The sequence below is a fragment of the Streptosporangium album genome, assembly GCF_014203795.1.
In the GTDB taxonomy this organism is placed as follows: Bacteria; Actinomycetota; Actinomycetes; order Streptosporangiales; family Streptosporangiaceae; genus Streptosporangium; species Streptosporangium album.
In genome coordinates this window covers 243,511-268,456 of record NZ_JACHJU010000006.1, presented here as the reverse complement: position 1 = coordinate 268,456, position 24,946 = coordinate 243,511, and the positions used below count along the sequence as shown (strand labels likewise).

The following is a 24,946-nucleotide window of genomic DNA, read 5'->3' as shown; positions in this document are numbered from 1 at the left end:
GATCACTTGTTCTCCGCCCGGCGGTCAACGCAGGTTCTCCCGCAGGTCCCAGAGCCGCCGCCACATCGCGGAGCCGTCCTCGGCGCGGCGCCGCACCGGGCCGTCCCAGTAGCCGAGCAGTCGCGAGTGGTCGGCGGGGTCGTCCTTGCGGACCACCCCGAGCAGGTGCCCGGGCATCAGGTCGAGGACGTCGCCATCCGGCAGGTAGGCCGCCGCCACGCCGAGGGAAGCGGCGACCTGCACCGCCTCGGCGGTGGACATCACCGTTCCGGGCCGTTCCACGTCCCAGCCCTCGGCCGAGCGGCCGGAGCGCAGGTCACGGAAGACGGTGACCAGCGCGTCCAGCACGGCGTCGTCCACGTCGAAGGCGGCCCCGGCACGCCGTACCACGGCGGTCGCCTGGTCGCGCACCAGGGCGGTCTCGGTGTCGGCGTCGGCGATGGGGTGGACCGTCTCGAAGTTGAACCGGCGTTTGAGCGCCGCCGACATCTCCGAGACACCCCGGTCACGCAGGTTGGCCGTGGCGATCACGGTGAAGCCGGGGGCCGCCGCCGGCAGGGCGTCGTCGGTGCCGGCGAGTTCGGGCACGCTGAGGCGCCGGTCGGACAGGATCGACACCAGGGCGTCCTGTACCTCGGGCAGGCAACGGGTGATCTCCTCAACCCGGGCGACGCGCCCGGTGCGCATGGCTGCCAGCACCGGGGAGTCGACCAGTGCCTGACGGCTCGGGCCCTGGGCGAGCAGCAGGGCGTAGTTCCAGCCGTAGCGGAAGGCGTCCTCGGTGGTGCCGGCGGTGCCCTGCACGGTGAGGGCGCTCGTGCCGCAGACGGCTGCGGCGAGCAGTTCGGAGAGCATCGACTTGGCGGTGCCGGGCTCGCCGACCAGCAGCAGGCCGCGTTCGCCCGCGAGAGTGACCACGCACCGTTCGACCAGGGCGCGCTCGCCGACGAACTTGGGGGGAATCACGAGCCGGGTGGGCGGTTCGGGACCGTCACCGCCGGTGGCCTGCCGGTCTTTGGGCAGCCGCAGGGCCTCGCCGCCGCTGCCGCAGATGAACGTGACCACCGCCCGCGGGGTCAGCGCCCAGCCGGGTGGGCGGGCGCCGTCGTCATAAGCGGCGAGGAAGGCGAGTTCGGTGGCATGGCGTTCCTCGGCCGGCAGCGTCTGCCGGTTCGGGGAGGCGGGGAGTGCCTCCGCCTGTTCGGTCATGGTCATGGGGGAGATCCTTCTGTCGGGCCGGGCCGGGCCGGGTCGGGTCGGGTCGGGTCGGACCAGGTCAGGCCGGGTCGGGGCGGGTCTTGGTGAAGAGCCGGGGCGGGTCCCGGTGAAGGGCCGGCCCGGGTGGGCCGGACCTGCTGGAGGCCGGAGAAGGGGACGCGGTGCCGTGTCCCCTTCTCCGGGACGCCGGGGTCAGCGGCGTCCGCCTCGCCGTACGCGGAGTTCCTCGAAACCGGGAGCGTCCCCGCCGCCGAGTCTCCGCCATGCCCTGCCGTAGAGGTCGGCGGCCGGTTCGATGGGGACGATCACCTCCAGCTGCGCCCTTCCGCCGCTGATCAGGTCAAGCAGGGAGACCTTCCACTGTTCGAGCGGGACGCGCGGGCTCCCGAGGTCCGTCCAGGCGCCGGGGAGGAAGATCGACCGGCCGGCGCGGGTGCGGGTGGCCTCGACCACCAGATCGGTGGCGGCCAGTTCGGCGCGGGCCGCCTTGAACCGGGCGGGCTTCCATCCGGTCCACCGGGCGACGTTCTTGTCGGTGGGGTCCGGCATCGCGAGCAGCGTCAGGTAGAGGGCGGCGGCGTCCTGGCCGAGGCCGTACTCCCGCGCCGCCTCGGAGACCAGCGCCGGCACCGAGCGGACGGGGTCCTGTGGCCACCAGGTGCCGTCGGCCGCCCGCTCCCCCGCCGCCGGATCACCGGGCTCGGCGAGGAGCGCCTCGAAGCGCGGGTCCCGGGCCGTGCGCAGCGCCGCCTCCTCCGGGAACGGCGTTCCGGCGTCCCCGGTCAACGCCCTCAGGACGGGCAGGTAGGGATCGTCCCCGGCCTCGTCCAGCAGGGCCGGGCGGAGGCCCGGCACCGGCTGGACGTCGTGGGTAGCCATGATCACGGCACCGTAGCGCTCCCAGCCCTCGGCCACCTCGGTGGGGGCTCCGGCGACCTTGCGGAAGCCGCGCAGGTCGGCGTAGACGGAGGAGGAGCTCAGCGAGAGCATCAGATCGGGGTTCTCCAGCCGGCTTCGGACCGCGGCCAGGGCGGCGGGCAGGGTGGCCCGCACGGGGTCGCCGGCGGGCAGGCGGTGGGCGAGCCACGCGGTGAGCGCGACGGCGCCGACCAGCGTGGCCGCCGTGAACCCGACGGCGTTCGCGTCGGCCGCGCGGACCCGATCGTGGTGCACCTCCCAGCGCAGGTCCCTGCTCAGCTCAGCAGAGGCGGCCGGGTCGACCAGGGCGGGCAGTGCCCGGATCGGCACCCAGTCCGTCCGCACCGCGCGGGCCGCCTCCCCGATGATCCACTCGGGGACCGCCGCCCGGCGTCCCACCCTGGCGTTCCACACCTGCGCCGCCGCCGCGACGTCCGGGCCGTCCGTCCACAGCGTGGCCGGACGCGCGGGCAGCAGCGCCGCGACGACCTCCCGCCGGACGTCCGCGTCCGTCCCGCGCAGCTCATCCCTGGCGACGGCGAGGTCGGCCGCCTTCAGCCCGAGCGCGGTCCGCGAGTCACCGGGCAGGAAGGTCCTCTGGTAGCTGTCCACGTACGGCATGCCCGCCACGACCAGCCCCGCCACCGTCGGGGTCACCCCGGTGAGCCGCGCGAACTCCTCGGCCGCCTCCGGCCGCCACGGCGCCGGACCACGTTCGGACAGCTCTGCCAGGAACTCCGCGAGCCACCCCTCCTCGCGGTCCTCGCCGACCGGACCCGAGGAACGCACCGTATAGGGGTGAGGGACCTCGAACCGGCCGGCCGGGTCGTGGAAGAGCACCGTGTAGCGATAGCCGTCGCTCTCCGCCTCGGCGTCATGGAAGACGGCGCACGCTCCCCCGTCCAGGGGGAGCACCCCCGTCAGGTGGCCGTTGCGCCTGTCGTCCTTGAGCCAGGCGCCGTCGAGGTGCAGGGAGAGCCGGCGCCACGGGGCGGACTCCGCAGCCCGGGCCGGCCCGAGCGCGTCGATCTCGCGGAGCAGCTCGCGCAGCGCGTCCGCGTGCTCCGGCCGCAGCGCCGCCGACGCCGCCCGGTAGGCGACCGCCGCGCACCGATCGAGCAGCGGCTCCCACCTCAGCCTGCTGGAGGGCAGCCGCGGCCCGTCGACGTGGAGGCGGACCGCCTGGCCGGAGACGGCCTGTCCGGAGGGGGCCCGCAGTGCCCTGCCGACCACGCCCAGCCACCCGAAGACGGAGTGCTCTTCGCCGTACCACGAGGTGCTGGAGACGTCGAGGCCGTTGAGCGCGTGGGCGAGCAGCTCGTCGGAAGGGCCTGTCGGCTCCTGCTCCTCCTCCCGTTCTCCGGCGAGGGCGCCGGCGAGCCGGGCCGCCACGGTGTCCAGGGTGGTCTGCAGGGCGGCGGCGAACCGTGCCGTCCCGGCGATCCCGGCGATCAGCGCGTCATGGCCGACCTGCGGCAGCAGCGTGCGGACCAGCGCGCGTAGCTCCTCGGAGCCGGGCTGTCCCGGCTGCCCGGGGTCGGCCGACTCCACCAGGCCGGCGCCCTTCAGCAGGGCCGCCGCGGTCTCCTCGTCGATCCGGCGCAGGGCCGAGGAGCCCTCCGGGTCGCGGGGCCCCAGGAAGTGCCAGTAGCGCAGCGGCGGCAGCAGCGCGGTGCCCGCGGCGAACACCCCGGGAGAGCCGTTCACGCTGACCGTCGCGGTGACGACCCGCTCCGGGTCGACCAGCGCGACGTCACGGTGGCGTCCGGTGACGGCACGGGGCCTGTCGTCTCCGGGGAACGTCACGGCGAGCACCGGCAGCGGCTCGTGCGGGCCGCCGTTCAGGGTGACGGTGCGCCCGGCGAGGTCCTCACCACGCAGCGATCCGTCGGGCAGCTCGACCACCCGCCAGCCGAGCAGGCCGCCCACCGGGACTCCGGCCGGGGTGGCCTCGCCGGAGGGGGCGGGCAGCAGCCGGCCTTCGCGGAAGGTGCTGCCCGCCGGAGCCGAGCGCAGCGCGTCGGCGAGGAAGCCGGGCATGCTCTTCCTGCCGTAGGCCATGCCGACCGGGTCGTACTCGCGCCAGCCCTCGTCGGGGTCCCATGCCCAGAACGACGTCCCGTCGCTGCTCAGGTGCCCGCTGGCGGGCAGGACGGTGTCTCCCGGGTGGAGCACACCGGCGCCCGTCGTCCGCCCACCGGCGGGCAGCGGCAGAGTGACCCTGTCGCCGCGCAGCTCCCACCTGTTCCCCTGGGCCTCCATCGTCCTGAGCTCCCCTGCCGAGGAGTGCCAGTAGCCGCGCAAATCCGGGGTCTGGCCGTAGGTGTTCCAGTAGACGAGCAGCTCGCCGTCGACATAGTGGAAACCCGGGCTGCTGTAGGCGTCGTCCGGCCGGCTCCGCAGGTCGTGGGTGAGCACGGCGCCCTCGGCTCCGATGACCCTGACCTGGGACGGGCCCGAGACGATCAGGTGCGGCCAGGCGTCGGCGACCGTGATCTCGCCGATGCCCCCCGGGCCGGCGAGGGCGGCGACCGCCTCCTCCCAGACCGGCCAGCCCAGCTCGTCGAGGAGCCCGCCGCGCAGCGTCCGGGCGAGTTCGGCGGCGAGATCGGTCCGCGTGATCGCGGCGACCTCCCGCTCGGCGAGGAGCAGCGCCTCGGCGGGCAACCAGGTCAGCCTTCCGAGCGCGGCGGGCAGCTGGGGCAGGCCGACGGCCGACGAACGCCGGGTGACCGTCCTCATCCATTCGGCGAGCATCGGCCGGCCGCCGGGGGAGGCGGCCAGGCGGCGTATGGCACGCAGGCCGTCCTCGTCGTCGTCGAACCGGTCGGCGGCCTGGTGGAACGCCGGCCGGAACCGGGTGTCGGCGGCCAGGGCGAGCAGGTCACGCCGCGTCCCTTTCTCCGCCCACTGTTCCAGTCGCAGCCACATTCTCTCGCCGGGATCGGCGACCGGCACGTCCAGCGAGAGCAGCAGGTCGAGCAGGTCGACGTCGAAGGTGGCGTCCAGCGCCCTGCCCGGCCCGGCGAGCTCGGCGCGCAGCCGCCCGGCCACGCGTTCCACCAGCGCGTACAGGTCCGGCGACCGCAGCTCCTCGCGCCGCCCGAGACGCCAGATCTTCAGGAAACGCCCGAGCCAGCCGACCGTGCCGTCCGCGGGACGCTCCTGTCCGGACACCTCGCCGTCGCCCAGGCCCGCGGTGGCGCCCGACTCCTCCAGCAGCTCCAGCCAGAAGCCGGACATCCCGCCGCCGCCGTCGTGGGGCATCAGGTTCAGCAACGTCCCGCGGATCTCCGGGTCCTGTCGCGCCATCGCCACCAGGGCGGGGCGGTGCGCCTTCCACCAGCCGAGCGGCGCCCCCGCGACGGGCGGCATGCCGAGCAGTTCGGCGAGGTAGGAGCGCTCCTCCGCGTCAACGTCCCGGCCCGCCGCCCGGGCCAGGCGGCGCAGGTCGGCGGCGATCTGCGCCGACGGCGCCAGGCCGGCCGCCGTACGGCGGACGCACAGCCTGCGGAACCTGAGCAGGGCCTCCTCCGCGGGCACCCGGGCGGCCAGCTCCCTGGCGTATCCGGACAGGGCCTTCACCGGCAGCACCCCGGCGAGCGCGAACTCCAGGAACACCTCGTCGAGCCGCTTCTCGTCGACGGGCAGGCCGTGCTCGGCCTCCGCCTTGCGCGCCTGGGTGAACATCTGCGCCGCGTAGGTGAGATTGTCCACCGCGAGGAACAGCCGTCCCGCCTGCTCGAAGAACGTCGGCAGGAAGTGCGGGACGGACACGGCCAGCTGTGCGGCGAGCCGCCGGAAGGTGTCGAGGGCGGCCTTCGGCTTGGACCTCGCCTGCCGGGCCGTACGTTCCAGCTCCGGCACCACGGCGAGCGCGTGGTGACCGTCGCGGGGATGGTGCACCAGCACCCACTCGGGGAAGCCCAGTGAGCGCCGCAGGCCCAGCCCGACCACGGCCGGCTCTCCGGCCGGCTCCAACCCGAGGAAACCGGCCGCCGCGTCCTCCGCGGCGCCCAGTTCCTCGGCGACCAGGCGCACCACCACCCGGCCGTCCAGCCCCGGATGCCGGTAGGCGCGCGTGGTCAGCGGCACCACCCGCTCGTCGTCTCCGTCCGCACCCGGCGGAAGCACCGCCCCGGCCTCGACCAGCTCCCGCATCCCGATCTCCGTCCCCGTTCCGGGCAGCTCCCGCGTCCCGATCTCCGCCTCCGATCCGGGCAGCCGCCCGGCTCCCGTCCCCGCTGACGACACGGCGCCGCTCATGCGTCCCTTCCTCCCTCGACCGTCCGCCCGGCGTACAGCGCCGCGGCCATCCGCATCCCCTCCGACCAGGCCACCGGGCCGACCTTCCGGGGCGGCAGCTCCCTGCCGTCCTGGTCGTGCCAGCTCAGGCTGCCCGTCTCGGTCTCCCCGTCCCAGTAGGGCTCCCCGATCCACACCGACGCCTCGGCGATCAACCCGGCGTCACGCACCGAACAGGTGGCGTAACCTCCCGACACCCGGTAGCCGAGGGAGGTGGCCCGGGCGGTGAGGCCGGACCGGGAACCGAATCTTCCTCCGGCGAACTCCGTCATCGCGGTGGCCCTCGCCGCCGGATCGGCCGGCATGGTCCAGGTCGCCCGGTGGATCTGCTCGACGCGCTGGTCGACACCCAGCTCCGCGGCGAACTCCCGCAGCTCCTCCAGATCGGGCAGCAGCACGGGGTGCGGCAGGGTCACCGTGGCCGGGGAGAGCCGGACGGTCTCGCCGTCCAGGTTCACCACGCGCAGCTCTCCGGAGCCGGTGACGTCCCGCAGGAAGCCCGCCTCGTCGGGGTCGTCGCCGACCACCACGAGGTCACGCAGCACCGACTGCCACGCCTCGTCCGGCCACACCCGGGCCACCAGCCCGGTGGGGACGGGCAGGGACGACACCATCCAGGTGTCCACCTGGGCCTGGCAGGCGGCCGCGTGCCGGTCGAGCCATGCGGCGAAGAGGCGCAGCCGCTGTGTCTCGGGGTGTTCCCGCACCTGTTTGGGCAGCGATTTCAACTGCCGTCCCGCCGCCCGGCCGGCGGTGGCCCTCGCCACCACCCGTCCCTCCATCAGGGCGATCTCGTACCCGTCTCCCGCCGACAGCCAACCCAACGGTTTCCCCCTCATCGCGCACGGATCGTCAACTTTCACAGGGGTTTCAGCACCTGTGACTGCGATGCGCGGAACGTTAACGCCCTCGACCGACAATCGAGTAATCAGCGCTCCGGCCGATCCGCCTACGGGGAGAGGCCCGTCCGAGGCTGCCGGCGCCACCCGGGGCGGGGCTCCGGCCCCGTCTGGCGCGAGGTCCTCCGGCAGTCGGCTCATCTGTTTTCGGTTACCACTTATTGCGGGCCGAAATTGAGAAGCACCCCTTCATTTACCGGGTGAGTAATGAGACGTTGTCAGCAACGGTCGATGACCGTGTGTAGCCGATCACGGCGGGCGTGGGAGTGATCAAGTAGAGAAAAGCGTGAAGCCCCTGGTAGGGGTGGGTCTTGTCGAAGGATCCACCGCACCGCACACAAGGGCTTCACGTGACCTCCAGTATCACCTACACAGCCGAGTTGGACATGCCGCGCGAGGTTGTGCTGTTTCTGGCCGGGCTGTTGCGCGCCGAGCGGGTACGGCGCCGCACCCGCGCGGGCACTCGGGCGCTGGGCGAGTTCAAGCAGGCCGTTCTGATCATCCGCTGGCTGGTGGACGGCGCTCGGATCGCCCGGCCGGCCGCCGATAACGCCATCTCGCACGCGACCTGTGATCGGTACGTCGAAGAAGGGGTCACCGTATTGAAGGCCCAGGCGCCGACGCTACAGGAGGCGCTCACGGCGGCGAAGGCCGCCGGCTACACCCACCTGCATCTGGATGGCACGCTGATCGAAACCGACCGCTGCCGCGCCCTGGGCCCGAACGGCGCCGACCTGTGGTGGAGTGGAAAACACAAGCAGCACGGCGGCAACATTCAGGTCCTGTCCAGCCCCGGCGGCGACCCGCTGTGGACTTCTGAGGTACGGCCCGGCCGTGAACACGATCTCACCTGTGCCCGCCTGCACGGCCTCCTCGACCCGCTGGCCAAGGCCGCCGAGGACGGGCTGATCACGTTGGCCGACCTCGGCTACGTCGATGCGGGTATGGGGTTTCGCCTGCCGTACAAGAGGTCTCGGGGTGGCACACTCACCGACGATCAGATCCAGTACAACAAGGTCCACGGTGCGCTCCGAGCCCTCGCCGAACGAGCGAACGCCCAGCTCAAGATGCGGTTCAAGGCACTGCGGAACGTCAGCAAGTGCCCTTGGAAGATCGGCGGTATCGTCGCCGCGGCGCTCGTCCTCTTCCACCGGGAGCAAGCTCACAAGCAGCTGTCACCCAGCGTGAACGCCGGTTGCTGACAATGACTCAATGTCAATCGCTTACAGACGCCGGGCGCTGGTACGAGGCCGTGGCCCGGTACGGCAACGCCTCGACACCCCAGGTGGCACGGCTGTACGCCGACACCGTCTACGACTTCCTCGGCAGAGGCGTCGCCCCCGACCACCCGAACGCGAGCTGGGTGGCCGCCGACCCCGGCGGGACCCCGCGCGGGGCCGGCCGGAGACGTCAGCACAGCCGGGGCCCGGCGCCCCGGCCGCCGCGGAGACCGTCCGCCCCGACGTGGGCGGGTTTCCCCACCCCGCGGAGGCGGAAATCAATCGGGGCGCAATCCACCGAAACCTTTCAAAGACCAATCTCGTTACGTTATACAAGGAGGGACGTCTCCCCGCTCACCGGAGCTGATGAATACATGCCCGGGCCACAGCTTCAATCGGACGATCCGCACTGGGAATTCCACCTGGACGGTCTCCGCTGGGAGCACGAGGGGAACGGGCGTGCGCTGAAGCCCGATTCCCTGGTCGTCCAGACCGGGCAGACGGGGGTCGTGCTGGCGGACGGCACCGCCGACGCGGAGACCTTCACCGACGTGCTGCTGGGGCAGGCCTGGCCGATCAGGGGCAGGATTCTGATCGGCCACCGCGAGATCACCTCACTGAGCTCAGAGGAGCGCGGCATCGCCTTCGTGCCTGCCGGGGGCAGTCTTTTCCCCCACCTGACGGTCGAGCAGAACATCGAATTCGGGGTGCGGAACCGCCATCCGGACAACTCCCGAAAAGAGCATGCAAATCACCGAAAAGGGCACGTGAACTTGGTGGCCGGACGGCTGAACCTTCACGGGTTCCTGGGCTGGCGGCCGCACGACCTCTCCCCCGACGAAAGGCTCCGGGTGGCGCTCGCCCGCGCGATGTGCCACTGGCCGACGGCGGAGGCCGTGGTGATCGAGGATCGCGCGGGATACCCGCCCTGCCACGTGGCGGTGAGCGAGAGCCTGAAGGCCTACCCGGACCTGCCGGTCCTGGTGGTGAGCGATGACAGGCACCGGGTCGAGATGCTCCGTACCCCCGCAGCCTCCTGGGAGGTCGTCGATGCGGATGGACCGTAGGCATGCCCTCGCCGTACTGTCGGGCCTGGCCGCCGCCGGGCTGACGGGCTGCGGCGGCGACCCCCCGCTGCGGATCGCGGTGGTGTGGAGCGGCTGGGAGCTGGGTCGCTTCAACCGGGTCCTGCAGGGACAGTCCGCCGTCGTCTACTCGGCCGGGGACAACATCGCCGCCCTGCTCGGAAGTTCGGTGGCTCCGGCGGCCACCCCCGACGTGGCGATCGTGCCGCGACCCGGGCTGATCAACGAGTCCGCCGTCTGTGCGCGGCTGCAGTCCCTGCCGTCCGGCGACCCTCCCTTCTGGCAGGACCTCATGCGCTGCGGGGCGGACGGCACGCTCAAGGGCGCCTGGTTCAAAGTCGCGCACAAGTCGCTGGTGTGGTACCGGCCGGAGGCCGTACCGACCCTGCCCACCGACTGGGAGAGCTGGGTGGAGCTGTGCCGCGACCGCGCGCGGGCGAAGGACGGTCGCCCGCCGCTCGCCATCGCCGCGGCCGACGGCTGGGTGCTCACCGACTGGTTCGAGAACGTCCTCCTCGGGCTCGACCCGGCGACCTACAGCACCCTGCACAGGAAGCCCGAGAGCTGGGGCAACGACTCCATCAGGAAGGCGCTCAACCGGCTGGCGGACCTGTGGTCCATCCGCGGCCTCGTCCCCGGCGGGGGCCGGCAGGCACTGGTCACCCAGTTTCACGACTCGATCCTCGACGTCTTCCGGTACGGCAGCGCCGACATGCTGGCCGCCCCCGATTTCGCCTGGCCCGTCATCGATCACTACCGCTCGCCGGGACAGGAGGCGTGGCGGTTCCGCTTCCCCGGCCCGCGGGGCCACCCCGCACCGCGTGTGGTGGTCGGCGGGGACGCCGTCGTGGCGCTCGAGTCGAGCGGAGATCGCGGCAGGAGGTTCGTGGAGTGGCTCACCGGCGAGGGCGCCGGTGAGCGGCTGGGAGGCTGGGCCGCCGCGGGAGGTTTCCTGTCGCTCAACCAGAACGTCCGCGGCTACCCGGCCCCGATACGGGACCTGGTGCCGGAGCTGAGCCAGTCGATCGAGTTCGACCTCTCCGATCGGCTCACGGGGCCCCTGTCGGGTGGGGACGGCCAGGGCCTGTGGCGGGTCCTGACCGAGCTGTTCGTCGCGGTCGCCGTCGACGGGCAGGCGCCCGAACAGGCCGCGGACGACGCGATGAGGATGATCGCGAAGCTGATCAGGAGGGGACGGCCGTCATGACGCGCGACGACCTCCCCGGCGACCTTCTCTTCGAGGCCACGCCCCATCACGACATGCGCGCGCCGGCCAAGTCGTCCGGGCATGGCCGCTGGGACGCCTGGCGGCACCTGCTGCCCGCCGTCGTTCTCGCGTCCGTCGTCCTTCTCGGGCCGCTGGCCGTGACCGTGGTGGCGAGCGTGACCGAGGGCGCCGGTCCGGCCAACTACCTGGACGTCCTGATCGATGAGGAGATCTGGCGGGCCCTGTCCCACAACGCCCTCTGGCTGATGCTCGCTCCGGTGGTCTGCGCGCTCGGGCTCGGGCTGGCCTGGCTGGCCCGCGACGCGGGGCGGGGCACGCGCGTGCTGCTGCTGACCGTGCTGGGGCTGCCCGCGGTGACCTCCCCGCTGACGGCGGGGGTGGCCTTCCGCCTGATCTTCGACCCGGACCCCCATCGGGGCATGGTGAACGCCCTGCTGGCCGACCGCGTGCTCTTCACCGGGCCCGGCTGGATCTGGCTGGTCCTCGGCACGGTGTTCGTCTGGCAGTGGACGGGTCTGGCCTTCCTGGTCTTCCACGTGGGCCTGGCCAAGATGCCGGCGGATCTCCTGCGCGTGGGGCGCGTCTTCGGCGCCGGGCGGCTGCGCCGCCTGCGCATGGTGGTGATCCCGGCGCTGTTCCCCACGGCGGCGCTGGTGATGCTGATCATGCTCACCGCCGCCGTCCGTGTGTTCGACCTGATCCTGGTGGGCGCGCCGGGTTCGGTCCAGCCCGAGGTGGACGTGGTGGGGCTCTTCTGGTGGCGCCACCGCGACGATCTCGGAGACGGACGGGCGTCGGCGCTGGCGGTCCTGCTGACCGTGCTGGCCGCCGCGGTGGCACTGCTGGTGCTGTGGAGGCTCCGCCGTGACTGGCCGGAGGCGGGACTGCGGAGACGGAGGGCGAGCCCGCCCGCCGCGCGCCGCACCCGCTGGCCGCTGCGTGCCATGACCGCGGCGGTGACCGTGCTCTGGGCGTTCCCGTTCGCCGTCCTCGTGCTCACCTCGTTCAGGGCCCCGGACGCGGTGGCCGTGTCCGGATGGTGGACCGGAGGCTACGGCCTGAGCTCGTACGCCGAAGCCCTCGACGGCGGTTCCTTCGCCGGAGCGCTGGTGGCCACGGCGCAGCGCGGGTTACTGGTCGCCTCCGTCGTCCTGCTGATGGCCGTCCCCGCCGCCTACGCCCTGACACACGAACGGCTGTCCAGCCGTACGCGGCGGATCGTCACCGGGGTGGCGGTCGTGCTCGCCGTGCTGCCGCCGCAGGTGCTGGCCGTACCGCTGGGAAAGGTGCTGGGCGTCTCCCTGGGCAGCGTCGTGGTCCTGGGCTTCGTGCACGCCGCGCTGGTGCTTCCCCTGGGCGTGCTGCTCCTGCGCAACGCGTTCATGTCGGTACCGCGGCCGGTGGTGCGGCGACCGCTCACCGAAGGGCGTTCCGCCATGGTCCAGATGATGGCCGAGAGCGTTCCCGCGGTGGTCGCGGTGGGGGTGCTGACCTTCATCCTCGTCTGGAACGACCTGGTGGTCGGCCTGCTGCTCAACTGGCCGGCGGCGGATCAGGCGCCGTTGCTGCTGCTGCAGCAGGCACGCTACTTCGCGACCTCGGCCGGAGGACTGGCAGCCCAGGGGGTCATGATGACCGCCGTGCCCGCCCTGCTGCTGTTCACCACTGGCAAGTGGCTGGTCAGAGGGTTGACACAGGGGGTTCATCGATGAGCTCCTCCCCCGGGAGGCCGTCCCCGAAGCGGCCGGTCCTGGCCGGGCTGCGTTCGGCGCTGCCGGGAAACCGCAAGGAGCTGCTGGATGCCGCGCTCCTGTTCGGCCCTTCGGTGGGAGCGGCCGTCCTTCTGGAGATGACCTTCGACCTCGTCCTGCCGGCGATCCCCACCGGGCTGACGCTCTCGGTGTCGCTGTTGCTGCTCTCCGCGCGGTGGCTGCGCAGGCATAAGACCTCCCCGTCCTTCCCGCTGGAGTCCCGGCGACTCCCCCCACGGATCGAGGCGCTGATCGGAAGGGACCGGGAGGTAAGGGAGGTGGCCGACCTGGCCCTGAAGTCACGCCTGGTCGTGGTCCGGGGGGTGACCGGGATCGGCACCTCCGCGGTGGCCGTCAACGCCGGGTGGAGGGTGGCGCCGGAACCAGAGCAGCAGCACTACGCCGACCTGCGAGGGCAGGACAGGGACGAACCCGAGAACTGGCAGAGCGTGGCGGAACGGGTGCTGCGGACGCTCGGCCGCCCGCTGGGGCCGATCAAGGACGAGCGGGTGGCGGCTCAGGAGGTCTCCACGACACTCCATCTGAGCGGCCGTCTCCTGCTCCTCGACAACGTCGCGCGGTGGGACCAGGTGGCCTGGCTTCCCCGTCATGTGCCGGGGAGCCGGATCATCGTCGCCGGAGACCTCGTCGTCGCTGCGGACGACCTCAACGACGTGGAGGTCGTCCACGTCGGCATTCTGGACGCGGCCGACGGCCTGGAGCTGCTGCGTTCCCGGATCGAGGCGGAGCAGATGGGGGTGGAGCGGCTCCGGGACGAACCCGAGGCCGGGGACAGGCTGGCGAAACGCTTCCTGCGCAGGCCCGCCCTCGTGGTCGGGATCGGCCGCTGGCTCACCCAGAACAGGAAGGAGTCGATAGCGTCGCTGGTGGATCAGCTGGAGGCGGGACCCCGCGACCGCGTCCTTCAGGTCCTGCTCGACCTGCAGCTGAGACGGGTGAGCCAGGAGGCGCGGCAGCTGCTCGGACTGCTCGTGTACGCACCGATCGCCGAACTCGGGACCGATGGGGTCGCCGCCCTCGCCGGCAGCTCGGAAGACGAAGCCGGACAGGCGATGGAGGAGCTGAGCCGGTACGGCCTGGCGGAGATGACGAGGCGGCGGATCCGTGTGGTGGGCGCGGCCCGCGCGATCGTGACCTCACCGGACGGGAAACCGGGAGACGCGAAGCCGGAGAGATGGAAGGCGGCGTTGCAGCGTCTGGTGAAGCACTTCGCGGACCGGGCCGACCTCCTGGCCGACCGGCTCCCACAGGAGGAGGCACGGGGCTGGTTCGGCCTCGAGGACAGGGCTCTGCTGCAGATGCTGAAGATGCCCGAGCCGGCCCCGCAGGCGGCCGAGTCCCTGTGGCGGATCGCGGACGCCCTGGAGGTGTGGTTCGCCCTTGAGCAGCGCCACGAGGAAAGGCGCGAGGCCGCCTGCGCCCTGGCGAAAGCAGCCAAGAAGCTGAGATATCCGGACGCCTGGGCGACCGCCGAGCTACGGCTGTGCCTGATCGCCCTGGAGCTGGGCGAGCCGGGCAGGGCCCGGGAACACTTCGACGAGGCCGCACGGTTGCAGGCCGGCGTCGAGTCATGGCCCGCCCAGCTCCATCTGGCACGCGCGGCGACGCTCCTGGCGGCCGGCGACGAGTTCGCCGCGGTGGAGGCGGCACTGGTGCAGTACGGCCAGGCCCTGCCGGGTGGGGACACCACGGGACAGGCCACCCGGTTGATCAACATGGCCGTCCTCCAGATACGCCGGGGGCAGGTCAGCGGCTTCACGGGCAGGAAGGACGGGACGGCCCCCCAGCACGGAGACGCCGTACCTCATGAAAGCGTCCCCGGGACACAGGATGAGGCGCACCGCCTGTACAGGGATGCGGTGGAGACCCTGGTCCAGGCCCTGGAGATCGCACGGCGGTCGGGCGACCTGCGCGCCGAGGCCCACACCCTGGAGCTTCTCGCGCTCGTCAACCGCTGCCTGGGCCGGACGCACGAGGCCTCGAACGGCTGGGAGGAGGCGGCCGAGCTGTACGACCGGGCAAGGGACACGATCGGTCAGGCCCGCTGCCAGATGCACCGGGCGGCGACGCTGCCGGAGGCGGACCACGCGGAGGCCGCCAAGCTCCTGTGGTCTGCCGTGGAGCGGCTCCCCGCGATGGGGGTGAGCACCGCGCTGGCATGGCTGCATCTCGCCCGGGTGGACCCACGGAACACGCGGGAACAGCGCGAGAAGGGGCTGGCCGCGCTCGCGCAGTGGGATGAGGGGGCCGAGCCGCTGCAGGTCACCGAGATACGGCGGCGGCTGGAGAGCCTGTGAGCCGACCGGTTCCCCGGGACGTTTCACGGCCCGGCGCGCGCCGTACCGGTCCTCCGGCTTCCGGGAATAATCCAGGTGCCACGGCGTTCAACACGGTTGAAACTTCAATGATCTGGAGGATGGTGAACACGATGCAGTTCGGGATCTTCACCGTAGGCGACGTCACCACGGACCCCACCACGGGCAGGACACCGAGCGAGCGCGAGCGGATCAAGGCGATGGTCGCCATAGCGCTGAAGGCCGAGGAGGTCGGGCTCGACGTCTTCGCGACCGGCGAGCACCACAACCCGCCTTTCGTGCCGTCGTCGCCGACGACCATGCTCGGCTACATCGCCGCGCGGACCGAGCGGCTCATCCTCTCCACCGCCACGACCCTGATCACCACGAACGACCCGGTCAAGATCGCCGAGGACTTCGCGATGCTGCAGCACCTGGCCGACGGGCGCGTCGACCTGATGCTGGGCCGGGGCAACACCGGGCCGGTGTACCCGTGGTTCGGCAAGGACATCCGCCAGGGCATCCCGCTGGCCATCGAGAACTACGCGCTGCTGCACGAGCTGTGGCGCAAGGACGTCGTGGACTGGGAGGGCCGCTTCCGCACCCCCCTGCAGTCGTTCACCTCGACGCCCCGGCCGCTCGACGGGGTCGCGCCGTTCGTCTGGCACGGCTCGATCCGCAGCCCGGAGATCGCCGAACAGGCCGCCTACTACGGCGACGGGTTCTTCGCCAACAACATCTTCTGGCCCAAGGAGCACTTCATCCGCCTGATCGAGCTGTACAGGGAGCGCTTCGCCCACTACGGCCACGGCACTCCCGAGCAGGCCGTCGTCGGCCTCGGCGGCCAGGTGTTCATGCGCAAGAACTCCCAGGACGCCGTACGGGAGTTCCGCCCCTACTTCGACAACGCGCCCGTGTACGGCCACGGCCCGTCGCTGGAGGAGTTCACCGACCAGACCCCGCTCACGGTGGGCAGCCCGCAGGAGGTCATCGACAAGACCCTGACCTTCCGGGAGTCCTTCGGCGACTACCAGCGCCAGCTGTTCCTGATGGACCACGCCGGGCTGCCGCTCTCCACCGTGCTGGAGCAGCTCGACATCCTCGGCGAGGAGGTCGTGCCCGTCCTGCGCAAGGAGTTCGCCTCCGGCCGGCCGAGCCAGGTGCCGGACGGCCCCACCCATGCGGCGCTCGTCGCCCGCCGCGACGCCGGTGACGGGACGGAGTCGCCCGTCCCCGCCGGCTCCCCGGCCTGACAACCGTCCCGTGGCGGACCCCGTCCCTGGGACGGGGTCCCGCACCGAAAGGATTCCGATGAAGCCCCTGAAGCTCGTGGTCGTCTCGGCCGGTCTCAGCCGGCCGTCGTCAACGCGCCTGCTGGCCGACCGGCTGGCCGAGGCGACCGAGCGGCGCCTGGCGGACGGGGAGGCCGCGGTCGAGGTGCGCGTGGTGGAGCTGCGCGACCTCGCCGGCGACATCGCCAACGCCATGGTGACCGGCTTTCCGGCCGCCGCCCTCCGCGAGGCCGTCGAGGCCGCCACGGAGGCGGACGGCGTCATCGCGGTGACGCCGATCTTCACCGCCTCCTACAGCGGCCTGTTCAAGTCGTTCTTCGACGTGATCGACAACACCGCGCTCGCCGGAAAGCCCGTGCTGATCGCGGCGACCGGTGGTACGGCGCGGCACTCGCTCGCCCTCGAGCACGCCCTGCGCCCGCTCTTCGTCTACCTGCGCGCGCTCGTGGTACCCACCGCCGTGTACGCGGCGTCGGAGGACTGGGGCACCGGCGGGGACGCGCGCACCGACGGCCTGGCCGCCCGCGTCGTCCGCGCGGGCGGCGAGCTGGCCGGTCTGATGCTGCGCCGGCCGCCCGCCGCCGGACCGATCGACGCCGGGCGGCTCGACGACGTCGTCCCGTTCGAGCAGCAGCTCGCGGCGCTGCGCCCCTGAGCCCGGCGGGTCTCCGGTGACCGCGCGAACTGTCACGGCCGGTCTATCTCACCGGCGACCCGCCGGCTCCTGCGCCGGTGATCGTGAGCCCGGGCCGGCCGGGCCGCCGAGGTCGCGCCCGCCCGGCCCGGGCGGGCGCGAGGAACTCACTTGCGGCCGCTGCTGACCGCGTTGTACTGCAGGTCCTGCACCGAGAAGCTGCTCTTGACCTCCCACGGCGACGAGACCGTCACCGCGCCCACGGACGCCTTGTTCAGTCCGTACGCCAAGGGGAAGAGCTGCGCCTGGACGCCGGCCTTGGCGTCGTAGCTCTGCTCCTTGCCGCCTATGGTCGCCTTCACCGCGGCCGCCTTGGTGAGGAACGACAGCACCTCGACCTTGTCGCGCGGCGTGGACGTGCCACCGCGCGGGTTCATGAACATGGTCTGCGAACCCGACGTCGGCCTGGCCGCGACGGGTTGCGAGCGGTGCGTCAGGTAGAGCGTGTCACGCACGATCGCCGGAGCCTTGCCGGTCTTCAGCCAGGTCAGGTAGTAGGACGAGATGTCCAGGTACGTCGAGCCGTTGTGCACCGAGGGAACGAACTGGGTACCTTCGGAGAAGTCGTTCCAGGTGGTGAGCTGGATCCATTCGGCGTCGCCCGAGATGGACTTCTCCCACGTCGTACGCAGGTTCTCGGTGTTGTTGGCCTCGTCGTAAATGCCCTGGTTGGGTCGCTCATCCTGGACCGAGACCGGCTGCATCCAGATCTTGTTCAGGCTGTGCGCCTTGGAGATGTTGGACTCGATGCCGGTCTGCTGAGCCGGGCTGCGGTTGCCCCAGTTGGAGAAGCCGTAGCTGATCGGCGCGAAGGCCGAGGCGTTGGACGAGAAGTTCAGGAAGACCGGGACCAGCGCGACGTCGATGCCGTGGGAGCTCTTCATGATGCCCATGAAGCTCTTCCACCAGGCGGCGTTCTGCTGCTCGGCCTTGAACGGCGAGATCACCAGGCGGTTGTCGCCCAGGCGGTAGACCGACTTGGAGGCGGCCAGGCCGGCCATGGCCGAGGCGAGCGTGCCGGCGTCGACCTTCAGCGAGGTCATGTCCGGCATCAGCACGATCTTGAAGCCGGGGTCGACCGCTTCGGCGGCCTTGATCAGGATCTTGAGCCGGTCCCAGTGGGCGCTGGTGAGGGAGAGCACGTCCACGGTGAAGCCGTCCAGCCCGGCCTTGGCCGCGGTCTGCACCTCCTTCTTCATGTCGGCCAGCTGCCAGTCGCCGGACAGCACCTCCCGGGGGAAGGGCCGGTCACGCAGCAGTCCGCCGTACGCCACGTGCTTGCCACTCTCGCCGGCGGGGTTCAGGTAGTTCTTGGTGTAGTAGTCGTCGGCCCCAGCCTTGTTGTTCAGCGAGATCGGGTACGGCGTGAAGTAGTGCGCGAACACCTTGTGGGAGGACGCGCGCAGCGTCGAGGTCGACGGCAGGTCGAATGGCAGCGGACCGGCCGGAACCGTCGGGGGCGCATCGACGTACGTCACCGTGAGCCTGGGCCCCTCGCCGCTGGTGGCCTGCGAGGAGTGCAGCACGCTCTGGACGTTCGAGGGCGAGGTGATGGCGAACGAATAGGTACCGTTGCCAGTGAAAGCAGAAGAGACGTCCAGTTTGACCGTTTGTCCACTGGTCAGGCCCTTGGCGGTGGCCAGCACCGCACCGGTGGCCGGCCGGCTGTTCCAGTTCAGAGTGGACTCGGACCACGTTCCGGTGACCGGACGCACCTCGAGGACGGTATCGGTCGTCCTGACCGGTTGCAGCTCCAGCGTCAGCTTGACATCGGAAGCGTTGTCGGGCAGGCCCTTGAGGGTGAAACGGACATAGGCGCGGCGCTCGGTGTCGGTCGCGCCGTCGGATGTGGCCGCGTTGGCCGAGAGCCAGGCGTGGCTGCCATGCGGCGCCGTGGGGCCGGCTTGGCTGACATAGGTGTCCTCGACCGCTTCGACGGTCACCGTCTGGCTGGTGGGGGCGGTCGCGGAGGCGGGGGTGGTCACGGCCATCAGGCCGGTGGTAGCGGCCAGAGTCACCACCGACAGAGCCATCGCACTTAAGCGAGATCGCATGGCGTCCTTCAGTTACGGTATGTAACGACACATTATCAAGAAATGATCATCGCAAAACCCGAACATCATATACACCAGTTAGCAATTTTCATCCCGTTTTGCGCTTTTGTACAACGAGAATGACCTTGACGAGCCGACCTGCGCCGAGGCGTCCCCTGCCGTCGGCGTCCTCAGGCCGGCAGCGCTCCCTCTCCCCGTCCGCTCTGCAGCCGGTGCGCGGAGTCGGCGTGCCAGGTTCACGGCATCGCGGGTTCCTCGTCGGCCGAGAAAACTTCGCCGTTACCGGGCACGCCGACTCCGCGCCAGGAGAAGGGGACTCCGTGGGCCACATCCAGGTCGGGGCCGTCCATCAGCTGGAAGTGCACATGCGGCTCGGTGGAGTTACCGGAGTTTCCGCAGCGGGCCAGCGGCCGGCCCGCGCGGACCCGGTCACCCTCACGGACGGCCAGCGAGCCACGCTGAAGGTGGGCGTACATGGCATACGTGCCGTCGCCGAGGTCGAGGACGATGTGGTTGCCGACGACCCGGCCCGGACCGCCCATGTCGCGGAACATCCCCTCGAAGACGAGGTAGAGCAGGGCGGGGAACGAGTTGCGGCTGAGATGGTCGCGGTGGCGGTCGGTGGCACGCACGACGGTGGCGTCGGCGACGGCCAGGAGCGGGGCGCCGAAGGCCGGGAAGTCGCGGTTGCGGCGGACGACGGGCCACCAGCCGAAGCGGGGACGGGCCTGATCCTCCGGCTCCGCCACGATGTCGATGGCGTATGACTGGCCGTAGCCGTGGGTGCCGTGACTGGGGACCTTGTCGGCCGGGCTGTTGAGGGCGGACCAGCGGCCGGTGACCGGCAGGCCGACCTCGACGGCCCGCGGGGGGCCGGGCAGGACAAGCTGCCGGTTCACCGCGGACTGCAGGACGATCGCCAACCCCAGCGGGATCCAGCCCCACATCCAGGAGAAGTCGAGGAAGAACCCCGCCACGAGTTGTGCGAAGAACACCACCCAGCAGAAGCGGCCAAGGATCATGAATGTTTTGCGCATGACGCCCTTCCAGGGATCGGGTGTCGGACGGGTTCAGGGCCGGGAGGCGGCCAGCACCACCAGCAACGGGACCATCCGTCCCGGAGGGACCTGGTAGCGGCCCCGGCCCGCGACGTGCAGCCAGCCCGCGGAGGTCAGTTGCCGCAGGTGGTGGTAGACCTGACCGGTTGTGCCGAGGCCGTCGAGCGCGGCCAGCTCGGCGACGGTGCGACGGCCGTCGAGGATCTCGCGGAGCAGGCGCATCCGCACGGAATGCCCCAGTGCCGCGAAGGACTCCGCGACATCCGACCAGTCCTCGCCGAGGAGCGCGTCGGTGGGCAGGGACTGCTGCCATTCGTACCGCTCGCCCGTCGGCAACCGGACCGCTCCGGTGAACAGCACTCCGCCATGGGCGACCTCACCCTCGGCGAACTTCGCCTTCAGGCCCTCCAGGGCCCAGAAATCGGAGTCCTCCGGATGGGCGGCGCGGCCTCCACCGCGGTCGGCTCCCTCAAGCGCCGCGAGTCGGCGTTCCAACTCTGCGACGCGATCCTCTAGGTCCATGGTTTTATTTTACGTAACTACGTAAAAACAGCAAATAGGCAGGGGGGCAGCCTGCCGAGCGGCCCGGGTTCCTCGCTGAACAGCGCTGAAAACCGTGAGGTTCCCGTACTCGAGCCTCACCGGCAGACCGCCTCTCCCTCGAAAAACCGTTTGTCACCGGTGCCGCTCACTGGGAGGATCGCGTCTCTATGAGCCGCCCCGTCATCTCCGAGATCCCGACCGGCCCCGTGGCCGTCCCCGCCGTCGTCGCGGCGCTCGCCGGCGGCGACACCGTCACTCCGGTGTGGCGCAACGAGCTCGGCGGCCTGACGTTCCGCCTCGAGAACGGGCGCGAGGGCACCAGGTACGCCAAGTGGGTCGCCGCCGGCACCCCGGAGATCGACCTCCCCGCCGAAGCGGAGCGCCTGGCCTGGGCGCAGCGGTGGGCGACCGTTCCGCGCGTCATCGAGCACGGTACGGACGCCGACGGTGCGTGGCTGGTCACGGCGGCGGTCCCCGGCCGCTCGGCGGTGGACCCTCGCTGGATCGCCGACCCGGCGACCGCGGCGGCCGCGATCGGCCGAGGGCTGCGCCTGCTCCACGACGCCCTGCCCGTGGAGGGATGCCCGTTCGACTGGAGCGTCGATCGGCGGCTCGCCCGCGCCGACGAGCGCATCGCCGACGGCGAGGGACCGGCCGACTGGTTCCCCGAGCACCGCCATCTCGACCTCGCGGAGGCCCGGGCGCGCATCGGCGAGCCGCCCGCGATCGACCGCCTGGTGGTCTGCCACGGGGACGCGTGCGTCCCCAACACCCTGTTGCACGACGACGGCACGTTCGCCGCGCACGTCGACCTCGGCTCGCTCGGGGTGGCCGACCGGTGGGCCGATCTCGCGGTCGCGGCGTGGAGCACGGAGTGGAACTACGGCCCGGGCTACGACGGTGTCGTGTACGACGCGTACGGGATCGCCCCGGACCCGGAGCGCATCGCCTACTACCGGCTGCTCTGGGACATGGCGTGACGGTCGCCCCCGTGCCCGCCCGGGCGGGAGCACTCGCGACCGACGTACCGAGACCTCCCGCATCGGCAGGCCCGCCAGCCAGCCGGATGGCCTGAACAGCGCCGATGCCAGGCGTGGCAGCGGCAGGACGGCCGGGAAGCGCCGCCGGGTGGCCAGGTCGAGCAGGATCGCCTTCACCCCCGAGACGCCGCTCTCGCGGACGTGGCGGCAGTGGTCGAGCTGCGGATCCGCTGAAACTGCTCGTGGAGCCGGCCGATCCTCCTCTATCCCAAGGGGAGGGCGGTGTTCTCTTCGGCGGGTCCCTGAACGCAGCTTTCGTCTCAGAGGGCTTTGAGGAACCTCGCGGCGAGCGGCGCCGCCGCCTTGCCGCCGTTGCCACCGTTCTGGACGAACACCGCGAAGGCCAGCGTGTCGCGGTAGCCGATGAACCAGGCGTGGGACCCGCCGTCGGCGATCTCGGCGGTCCCGGTCTTGCCGGCGGTGCCCGGCGGCAGTCCGGCCTGGGCGGCCGTGCCCTGGGCCACCACGGCGCCCATCATCGCGCGCAGGCCGGCGGCCACGCCCTCGTCCAGCGGCACCGGGGCCGGCGAGCCGGCCGGAGGCTCGTCGGTCATGATCGCGGGTCTCCAGACGCCGCCCGCGACCGCGGCGGCGACCTCGGCCATGCAGAGCGGGCTGGCCTGCACCGAGTTCTGGCCGATGGCGTCGGAGCCCAGCTCGTTCAGGTCCGCCTGCGGCCGGATCCGGCAGGAGCTCAGGCCCGGCTTCTCCCGGAAGCCGAACCGGTCGGCGGCCTCGGCGCGCAGCCGGTCGTCGCGCAGCCGCTCGTAGGCCTGCTGGACGAAGGTGGTGTTGCAGGAGAACGCGAAGGCCATGGTGAGGGTCACGGTGCCGTGATCGGCACCGCCGTCGTTGGTGAAGCTCCGGGCGTTCGGGATGGTGTAGGCGGCCGGGCACGCGACCGGTGACTCCGGGGTCAGGCCGGTGCGGAGCAGCGCGGCGGCGGTCACCACCTTGAACGTCGAGCCGGGCGGGTAGAGGCCGTTGAACGCCAGCTTGCCGCCCAGCGTGTCCGCCACCGCGCGCACCTGGCCGGTCGGGACGTCCACGGCCACGATCGCGGCGGGCCGTTCGACGCCGTCCAGGGCACGGGCGGCCGCGGCCTGCACGGGCTGGGAGATCGTGCTGCGCGTCCCCGGGAGCGGCGGGGCCGGGGAGGTGAGCAGCGTCCGGCCGGAGGGGGTTTCCTCCAGCGCCAGCTCGTCCGCCGTGTCGTCCAGCCCGGTGACGTAGGCGCCCGCCCTGCTGTCGCGGGGGAAGGGCACGCCCTCGCGGGTGAGCGTGGCCGGACGGCGGACCCGGGTCTCCTTGAGCCGGAGGCTCCCGCCGTCCTTGAGCGAGGGGTGCAGCGTCTCCGGGGTCCAGAGCACCTTCCAGGTGCCGGCCCGCAGCGTCAGCCGCAGGGCCGAGGAGAACGGCCACCGCCCCAGCCCCGCCACCTCTCGCGCCCCCTGGAAGGGCACTTCGGCCTCCTCCCCCTGGCGGAGCGGCTCACCGGGGGTGAGGGACAGCGACGAGACCCGCAGTTCGGTGTCGAACCGCCGGTGCCGCTCGGCGAAGTCGGCCGGCGGATCGGCGACCAGGCCGGCCATTGAGGAGAGGTCACCGGCCTGCCAGGCGGCGAGGTAACCCGCCGCGGTCTGCCCCGGATCGGCCGGAGGGGTCGGTGTGGGAGTGGGCTCCGGGAGGAGGGTGAGCATGGGCGCCGGGGCGGGCGGCGGTTCCCCGACCGGCTCTCCGGAGAGACCGGACCGCTCCGGAGAGGAGGCCACCACGTCGTCCGGGGTGACCACCAGCGCGTACACGCCGGTGGCGATGATCGCGACCACCGAGGTGATCACCGCGAGAAGCCACCGCCTGCGCATGCCGTTCCCCCTCCGAGTTCCCACGGGTGTATATCAGCGACGGACCCCGGCATGCCAGACCCACAGTCGGCCGGGCTCATGGCGAGACCCGGCCGGCGCGGTCGGATGAAGCTCTGGGCGGGCGGTCGGCGACTCACGAGGCGACTCGCCGGGCTCGCGCGTGAGCCCGGCGTTCAGGACCGGATCACCGCCACCGGGCAGTGGGCATGGTGCAGCACGCCGCGGCTGACGGAGCCCAGCACCACCGAACCGACCACGCTCCTGCCCCGCGAGCCCACCACAACCAGATCGGCCCTGGTGGACGCGTCGGTGAGAGCTTGGACGGGGTGAGCGCCCTGAACGTCCTCCACCACTTCCACCTCGGGGAACTTCTCCGGCCAGGCGGCGAACCTGTCTCTCACCCGCTCCCATCTGATCGCAGCACCGGTGGTTTTCCCAGGGAGGATCGTCCCGGCGCGGAGAGGCCTTCGCCCTTTCGCGCGGAAGAAACCCACCTCAGCGCGTCGACGTGTCATGGCTCGGCACCAGCCGCACCGCGGTGACCTTGTACTCAGGGCACGACGTCGCGGTGTCCGCGTGATCGGAGGTGAGGGTGTTGACCCCGCTGGAAGGGAAGTGGAAGGCGCAGAAGACCTGCCCAGGCGCCATGTCGCGGCTGAGCCGGGCGGTCAGGCCGGCCCGGCCGTGGCGGCTCTCCACCGTGACCGGGTCGCCGTCGCCGAGGCCGTACCGGGCGGCGTCGGCGGGATGGAGGTCGAGCCAGTCGGTAGCGGCCAGCCGGATGTTGGGCGTGCGGCGGGTCATGCTGCCGGAGTTGTAGTGCGCCCAGCGCCGCCCGGTGACCAAGATCAGGGGGTAGCGGTCGTCCGGCTTCTCGCCTGGCGGGAGGTAAGGGCAGGCGGCCAGGTGAGCCAGACCGTCAGGTGTCGCGAACCGCTCCCGGTAGAGCTTGGCCTCTCCGGGGCGGTCAGGGTCCGGGCACGGCCATGGGATGGCGCCCTCCCGGTCCAGGCGCTCATGGGACAGTCCCGCGAACAGGGGTGCCACCCGGCCGCATTCGGCCAGCGCCTCGGCCGGCGTCCGGCAGCCCAGGTCCACGTCGAGCGCCGAGGCAATGGCGTGGACGGCCGCGAAGTCGGTCATGGCCTCTCCCGGCGGGTCCAGCGCGGAACGCACCCGTTGGAAGCGGCGGTCGAAATTGACGAAGGTGCCGTCTTTCTCCAGCCAGGACGCGACCGGCAGCACGACGTCGGCGCGGCGCGCCGTCTCGGACAGGAACAGCTCCTGGCAGACGACGAGCGGACAGGCATCCAGGGCTTCGGCGACCCGGGTGGCGTCCGGATCGGTGGCGCACACGTCTTCTCCCACGATCCACAGCGCCCGCAGCTCTTTCGCGCGTGCGGCTGCGAACATCTCCGGGATGCGCATTCCGGGCCGCGCGGCGGCGCAGGAACTCCTCGT

At 71.7% G+C, this 24,946-nt stretch carries 16 protein-coding genes and 2 pseudogenes; 8 read left to right on the top strand and 10 right to left on the bottom strand.

Annotated features, from left to right (window positions below; genetic code table 11):
• Positions 1–24: 24 nt before the first annotated feature.
• The 3 genes from FHR32_RS40000 to FHR32_RS39990 form a co-directional block, all read right to left on the bottom strand.
• Complete coding sequence (locus tag FHR32_RS40000) at positions 25–1,215, bottom strand: ATP-binding protein (RefSeq protein ID WP_184759799.1); 1,191 nt, start codon at positions 1,213–1,215, stop codon at positions 25–27.
• Between the two features lie 195 nt (positions 1,216–1,410).
• Entirely contained in the window at positions 1,411–6,402 is a 4,992-nt protein-coding gene (locus FHR32_RS39995) for a DNA-binding protein (RefSeq protein WP_221466856.1), read from the bottom strand.
• Entirely contained in the window at positions 6,399–7,265 is an 867-nt protein-coding gene (locus FHR32_RS39990; protein ID WP_184759798.1) for a DUF4132 domain-containing protein, read from the bottom strand. The genes FHR32_RS39995 and FHR32_RS39990 overlap by 4 nt, the downstream gene beginning before the upstream one ends.
• Positions 7,266–7,726: 461 nt before the next feature.
• Here FHR32_RS39990 and FHR32_RS39985 point away from each other — a divergent pair, with 461 nt between their 5' ends.
• From FHR32_RS39985 to FHR32_RS39955, 7 genes are all read left to right on the top strand, one after another.
• Positions 7,727–8,542 (top strand): HARBI1 family protein, encoded by an 816-nt coding sequence (locus FHR32_RS39985; RefSeq protein ID WP_184757841.1) that lies wholly within the window; start codon positions 7,727–7,729, stop codon positions 8,540–8,542.
• 392 nt (positions 8,543–8,934) lie between these two features.
• Positions 8,935–9,627 (top strand): ATP-binding cassette domain-containing protein, encoded by a 693-nt coding sequence (locus tag FHR32_RS39980; protein ID WP_184759797.1) that lies wholly within the window; start codon positions 8,935–8,937, stop codon positions 9,625–9,627.
• The gene (locus FHR32_RS39975; protein WP_184759796.1) at positions 9,611–10,852 is read left to right on the top strand and encodes an ABC transporter substrate-binding protein; all 1,242 of its coding nucleotides are present in this window, start codon (positions 9,611–9,613) and stop codon (positions 10,850–10,852) included. Before FHR32_RS39980 ends, FHR32_RS39975 begins: the two co-directional genes overlap by 17 nt.
• On the top strand, positions 10,849–12,585 hold the full coding sequence (locus FHR32_RS39970) for an ABC transporter permease subunit (RefSeq protein WP_184759795.1): 1,737 nt from the start codon (positions 10,849–10,851) through the stop codon (positions 12,583–12,585). The genes FHR32_RS39975 and FHR32_RS39970 overlap by 4 nt, the downstream gene beginning before the upstream one ends.
• Positions 12,582–14,942: a hypothetical protein gene (locus tag FHR32_RS39965; RefSeq protein ID WP_184759794.1), complete on the top strand. Its 2,361-nt coding sequence runs from the start codon at positions 12,582–12,584 to the stop codon at positions 14,940–14,942. The genes FHR32_RS39970 and FHR32_RS39965 overlap by 4 nt, the downstream gene beginning before the upstream one ends.
• 131 nt (positions 14,943–15,073) lie before the next feature.
• Positions 15,074–16,192 (top strand): LLM class flavin-dependent oxidoreductase, encoded by a 1,119-nt coding sequence (locus tag FHR32_RS39960; protein ID WP_184759939.1) that lies wholly within the window; start codon positions 15,074–15,076, stop codon positions 16,190–16,192.
• Between the two features lie 58 nt (positions 16,193–16,250).
• A complete protein-coding gene (locus FHR32_RS39955; RefSeq protein ID WP_184759793.1) occupies positions 16,251–16,886 on the top strand; it encodes an FMN reductase in 636 nt (211 codons plus the stop codon).
• A 146-nt stretch (positions 16,887–17,032) separates the two neighbouring features.
• Here the strand turns inward: FHR32_RS39955 and FHR32_RS39950 are convergent, their stop codons facing one another.
• The 3 genes from FHR32_RS39950 to FHR32_RS39940 all read right to left on the bottom strand — a co-directional run bounded on the left by FHR32_RS39950 (position 17,033) and on the right by FHR32_RS39940 (position 20,559).
• The gene (locus FHR32_RS39950; protein ID WP_184759792.1) at positions 17,033–18,958 is read right to left on the bottom strand and encodes a glycoside hydrolase family 71 protein; all 1,926 of its coding nucleotides are present in this window, start codon (positions 18,956–18,958) and stop codon (positions 17,033–17,035) included.
• A 257-nt stretch (positions 18,959–19,215) separates the two neighbouring features.
• Positions 19,216–20,016, bottom strand: coding sequence for a M23 family metallopeptidase (locus tag FHR32_RS39945; RefSeq protein ID WP_184759791.1), 801 nt, complete (start codon positions 20,014–20,016; stop codon positions 19,216–19,218).
• 33 nt (positions 20,017–20,049) lie between these two features.
• Positions 20,050–20,559, bottom strand: coding sequence for an ArsR/SmtB family transcription factor (locus FHR32_RS39940; RefSeq protein WP_184759790.1), 510 nt, complete (start codon positions 20,557–20,559; stop codon positions 20,050–20,052).
• A gap of 188 nt (positions 20,560–20,747) precedes the next feature.
• Here FHR32_RS39940 and FHR32_RS39935 point away from each other — a divergent pair, with 188 nt between their 5' ends.
• Positions 20,748–21,560 carry an aminoglycoside 3'-phosphotransferase gene (locus FHR32_RS39935; protein ID WP_184759789.1) on the top strand — a complete coding sequence of 271 codons (813 nt, stop codon included), beginning with the start codon at positions 20,748–20,750 and terminating at the stop codon, positions 21,558–21,560.
• Between the two features lie 320 nt (positions 21,561–21,880).
• Here FHR32_RS39935 and FHR32_RS39930 read toward each other — a convergent pair whose 3' ends face one another.
• From FHR32_RS39930 to FHR32_RS45505, 4 genes and pseudogenes are all read right to left on the bottom strand, one after another.
• The gene (locus FHR32_RS39930) at positions 21,881–23,485 is read right to left on the bottom strand and encodes a penicillin-binding transpeptidase domain-containing protein (protein ID WP_184759788.1); all 1,605 of its coding nucleotides are present in this window, start codon (positions 23,483–23,485) and stop codon (positions 21,881–21,883) included.
• Positions 23,486–23,658: 173 nt separating this feature from the next.
• Positions 23,659–23,865, bottom strand: a pseudogene (locus tag FHR32_RS45515) (universal stress protein); the annotation flags it as partial.
• A 115-nt stretch (positions 23,866–23,980) separates the two neighbouring features.
• On the bottom strand, positions 23,981–24,628 hold the full coding sequence (locus tag FHR32_RS45510) for a molybdopterin oxidoreductase family protein (protein WP_246468592.1): 648 nt from the start codon (positions 24,626–24,628) through the stop codon (positions 23,981–23,983).
• A 24-nt stretch (positions 24,629–24,652) separates the two neighbouring features.
• Positions 24,653–24,898 (bottom strand): annotated as a pseudogene (locus FHR32_RS45505) (molybdopterin-dependent oxidoreductase); the annotation flags it as partial.
• Positions 24,899–24,946 lie beyond the last annotated feature (48 nt).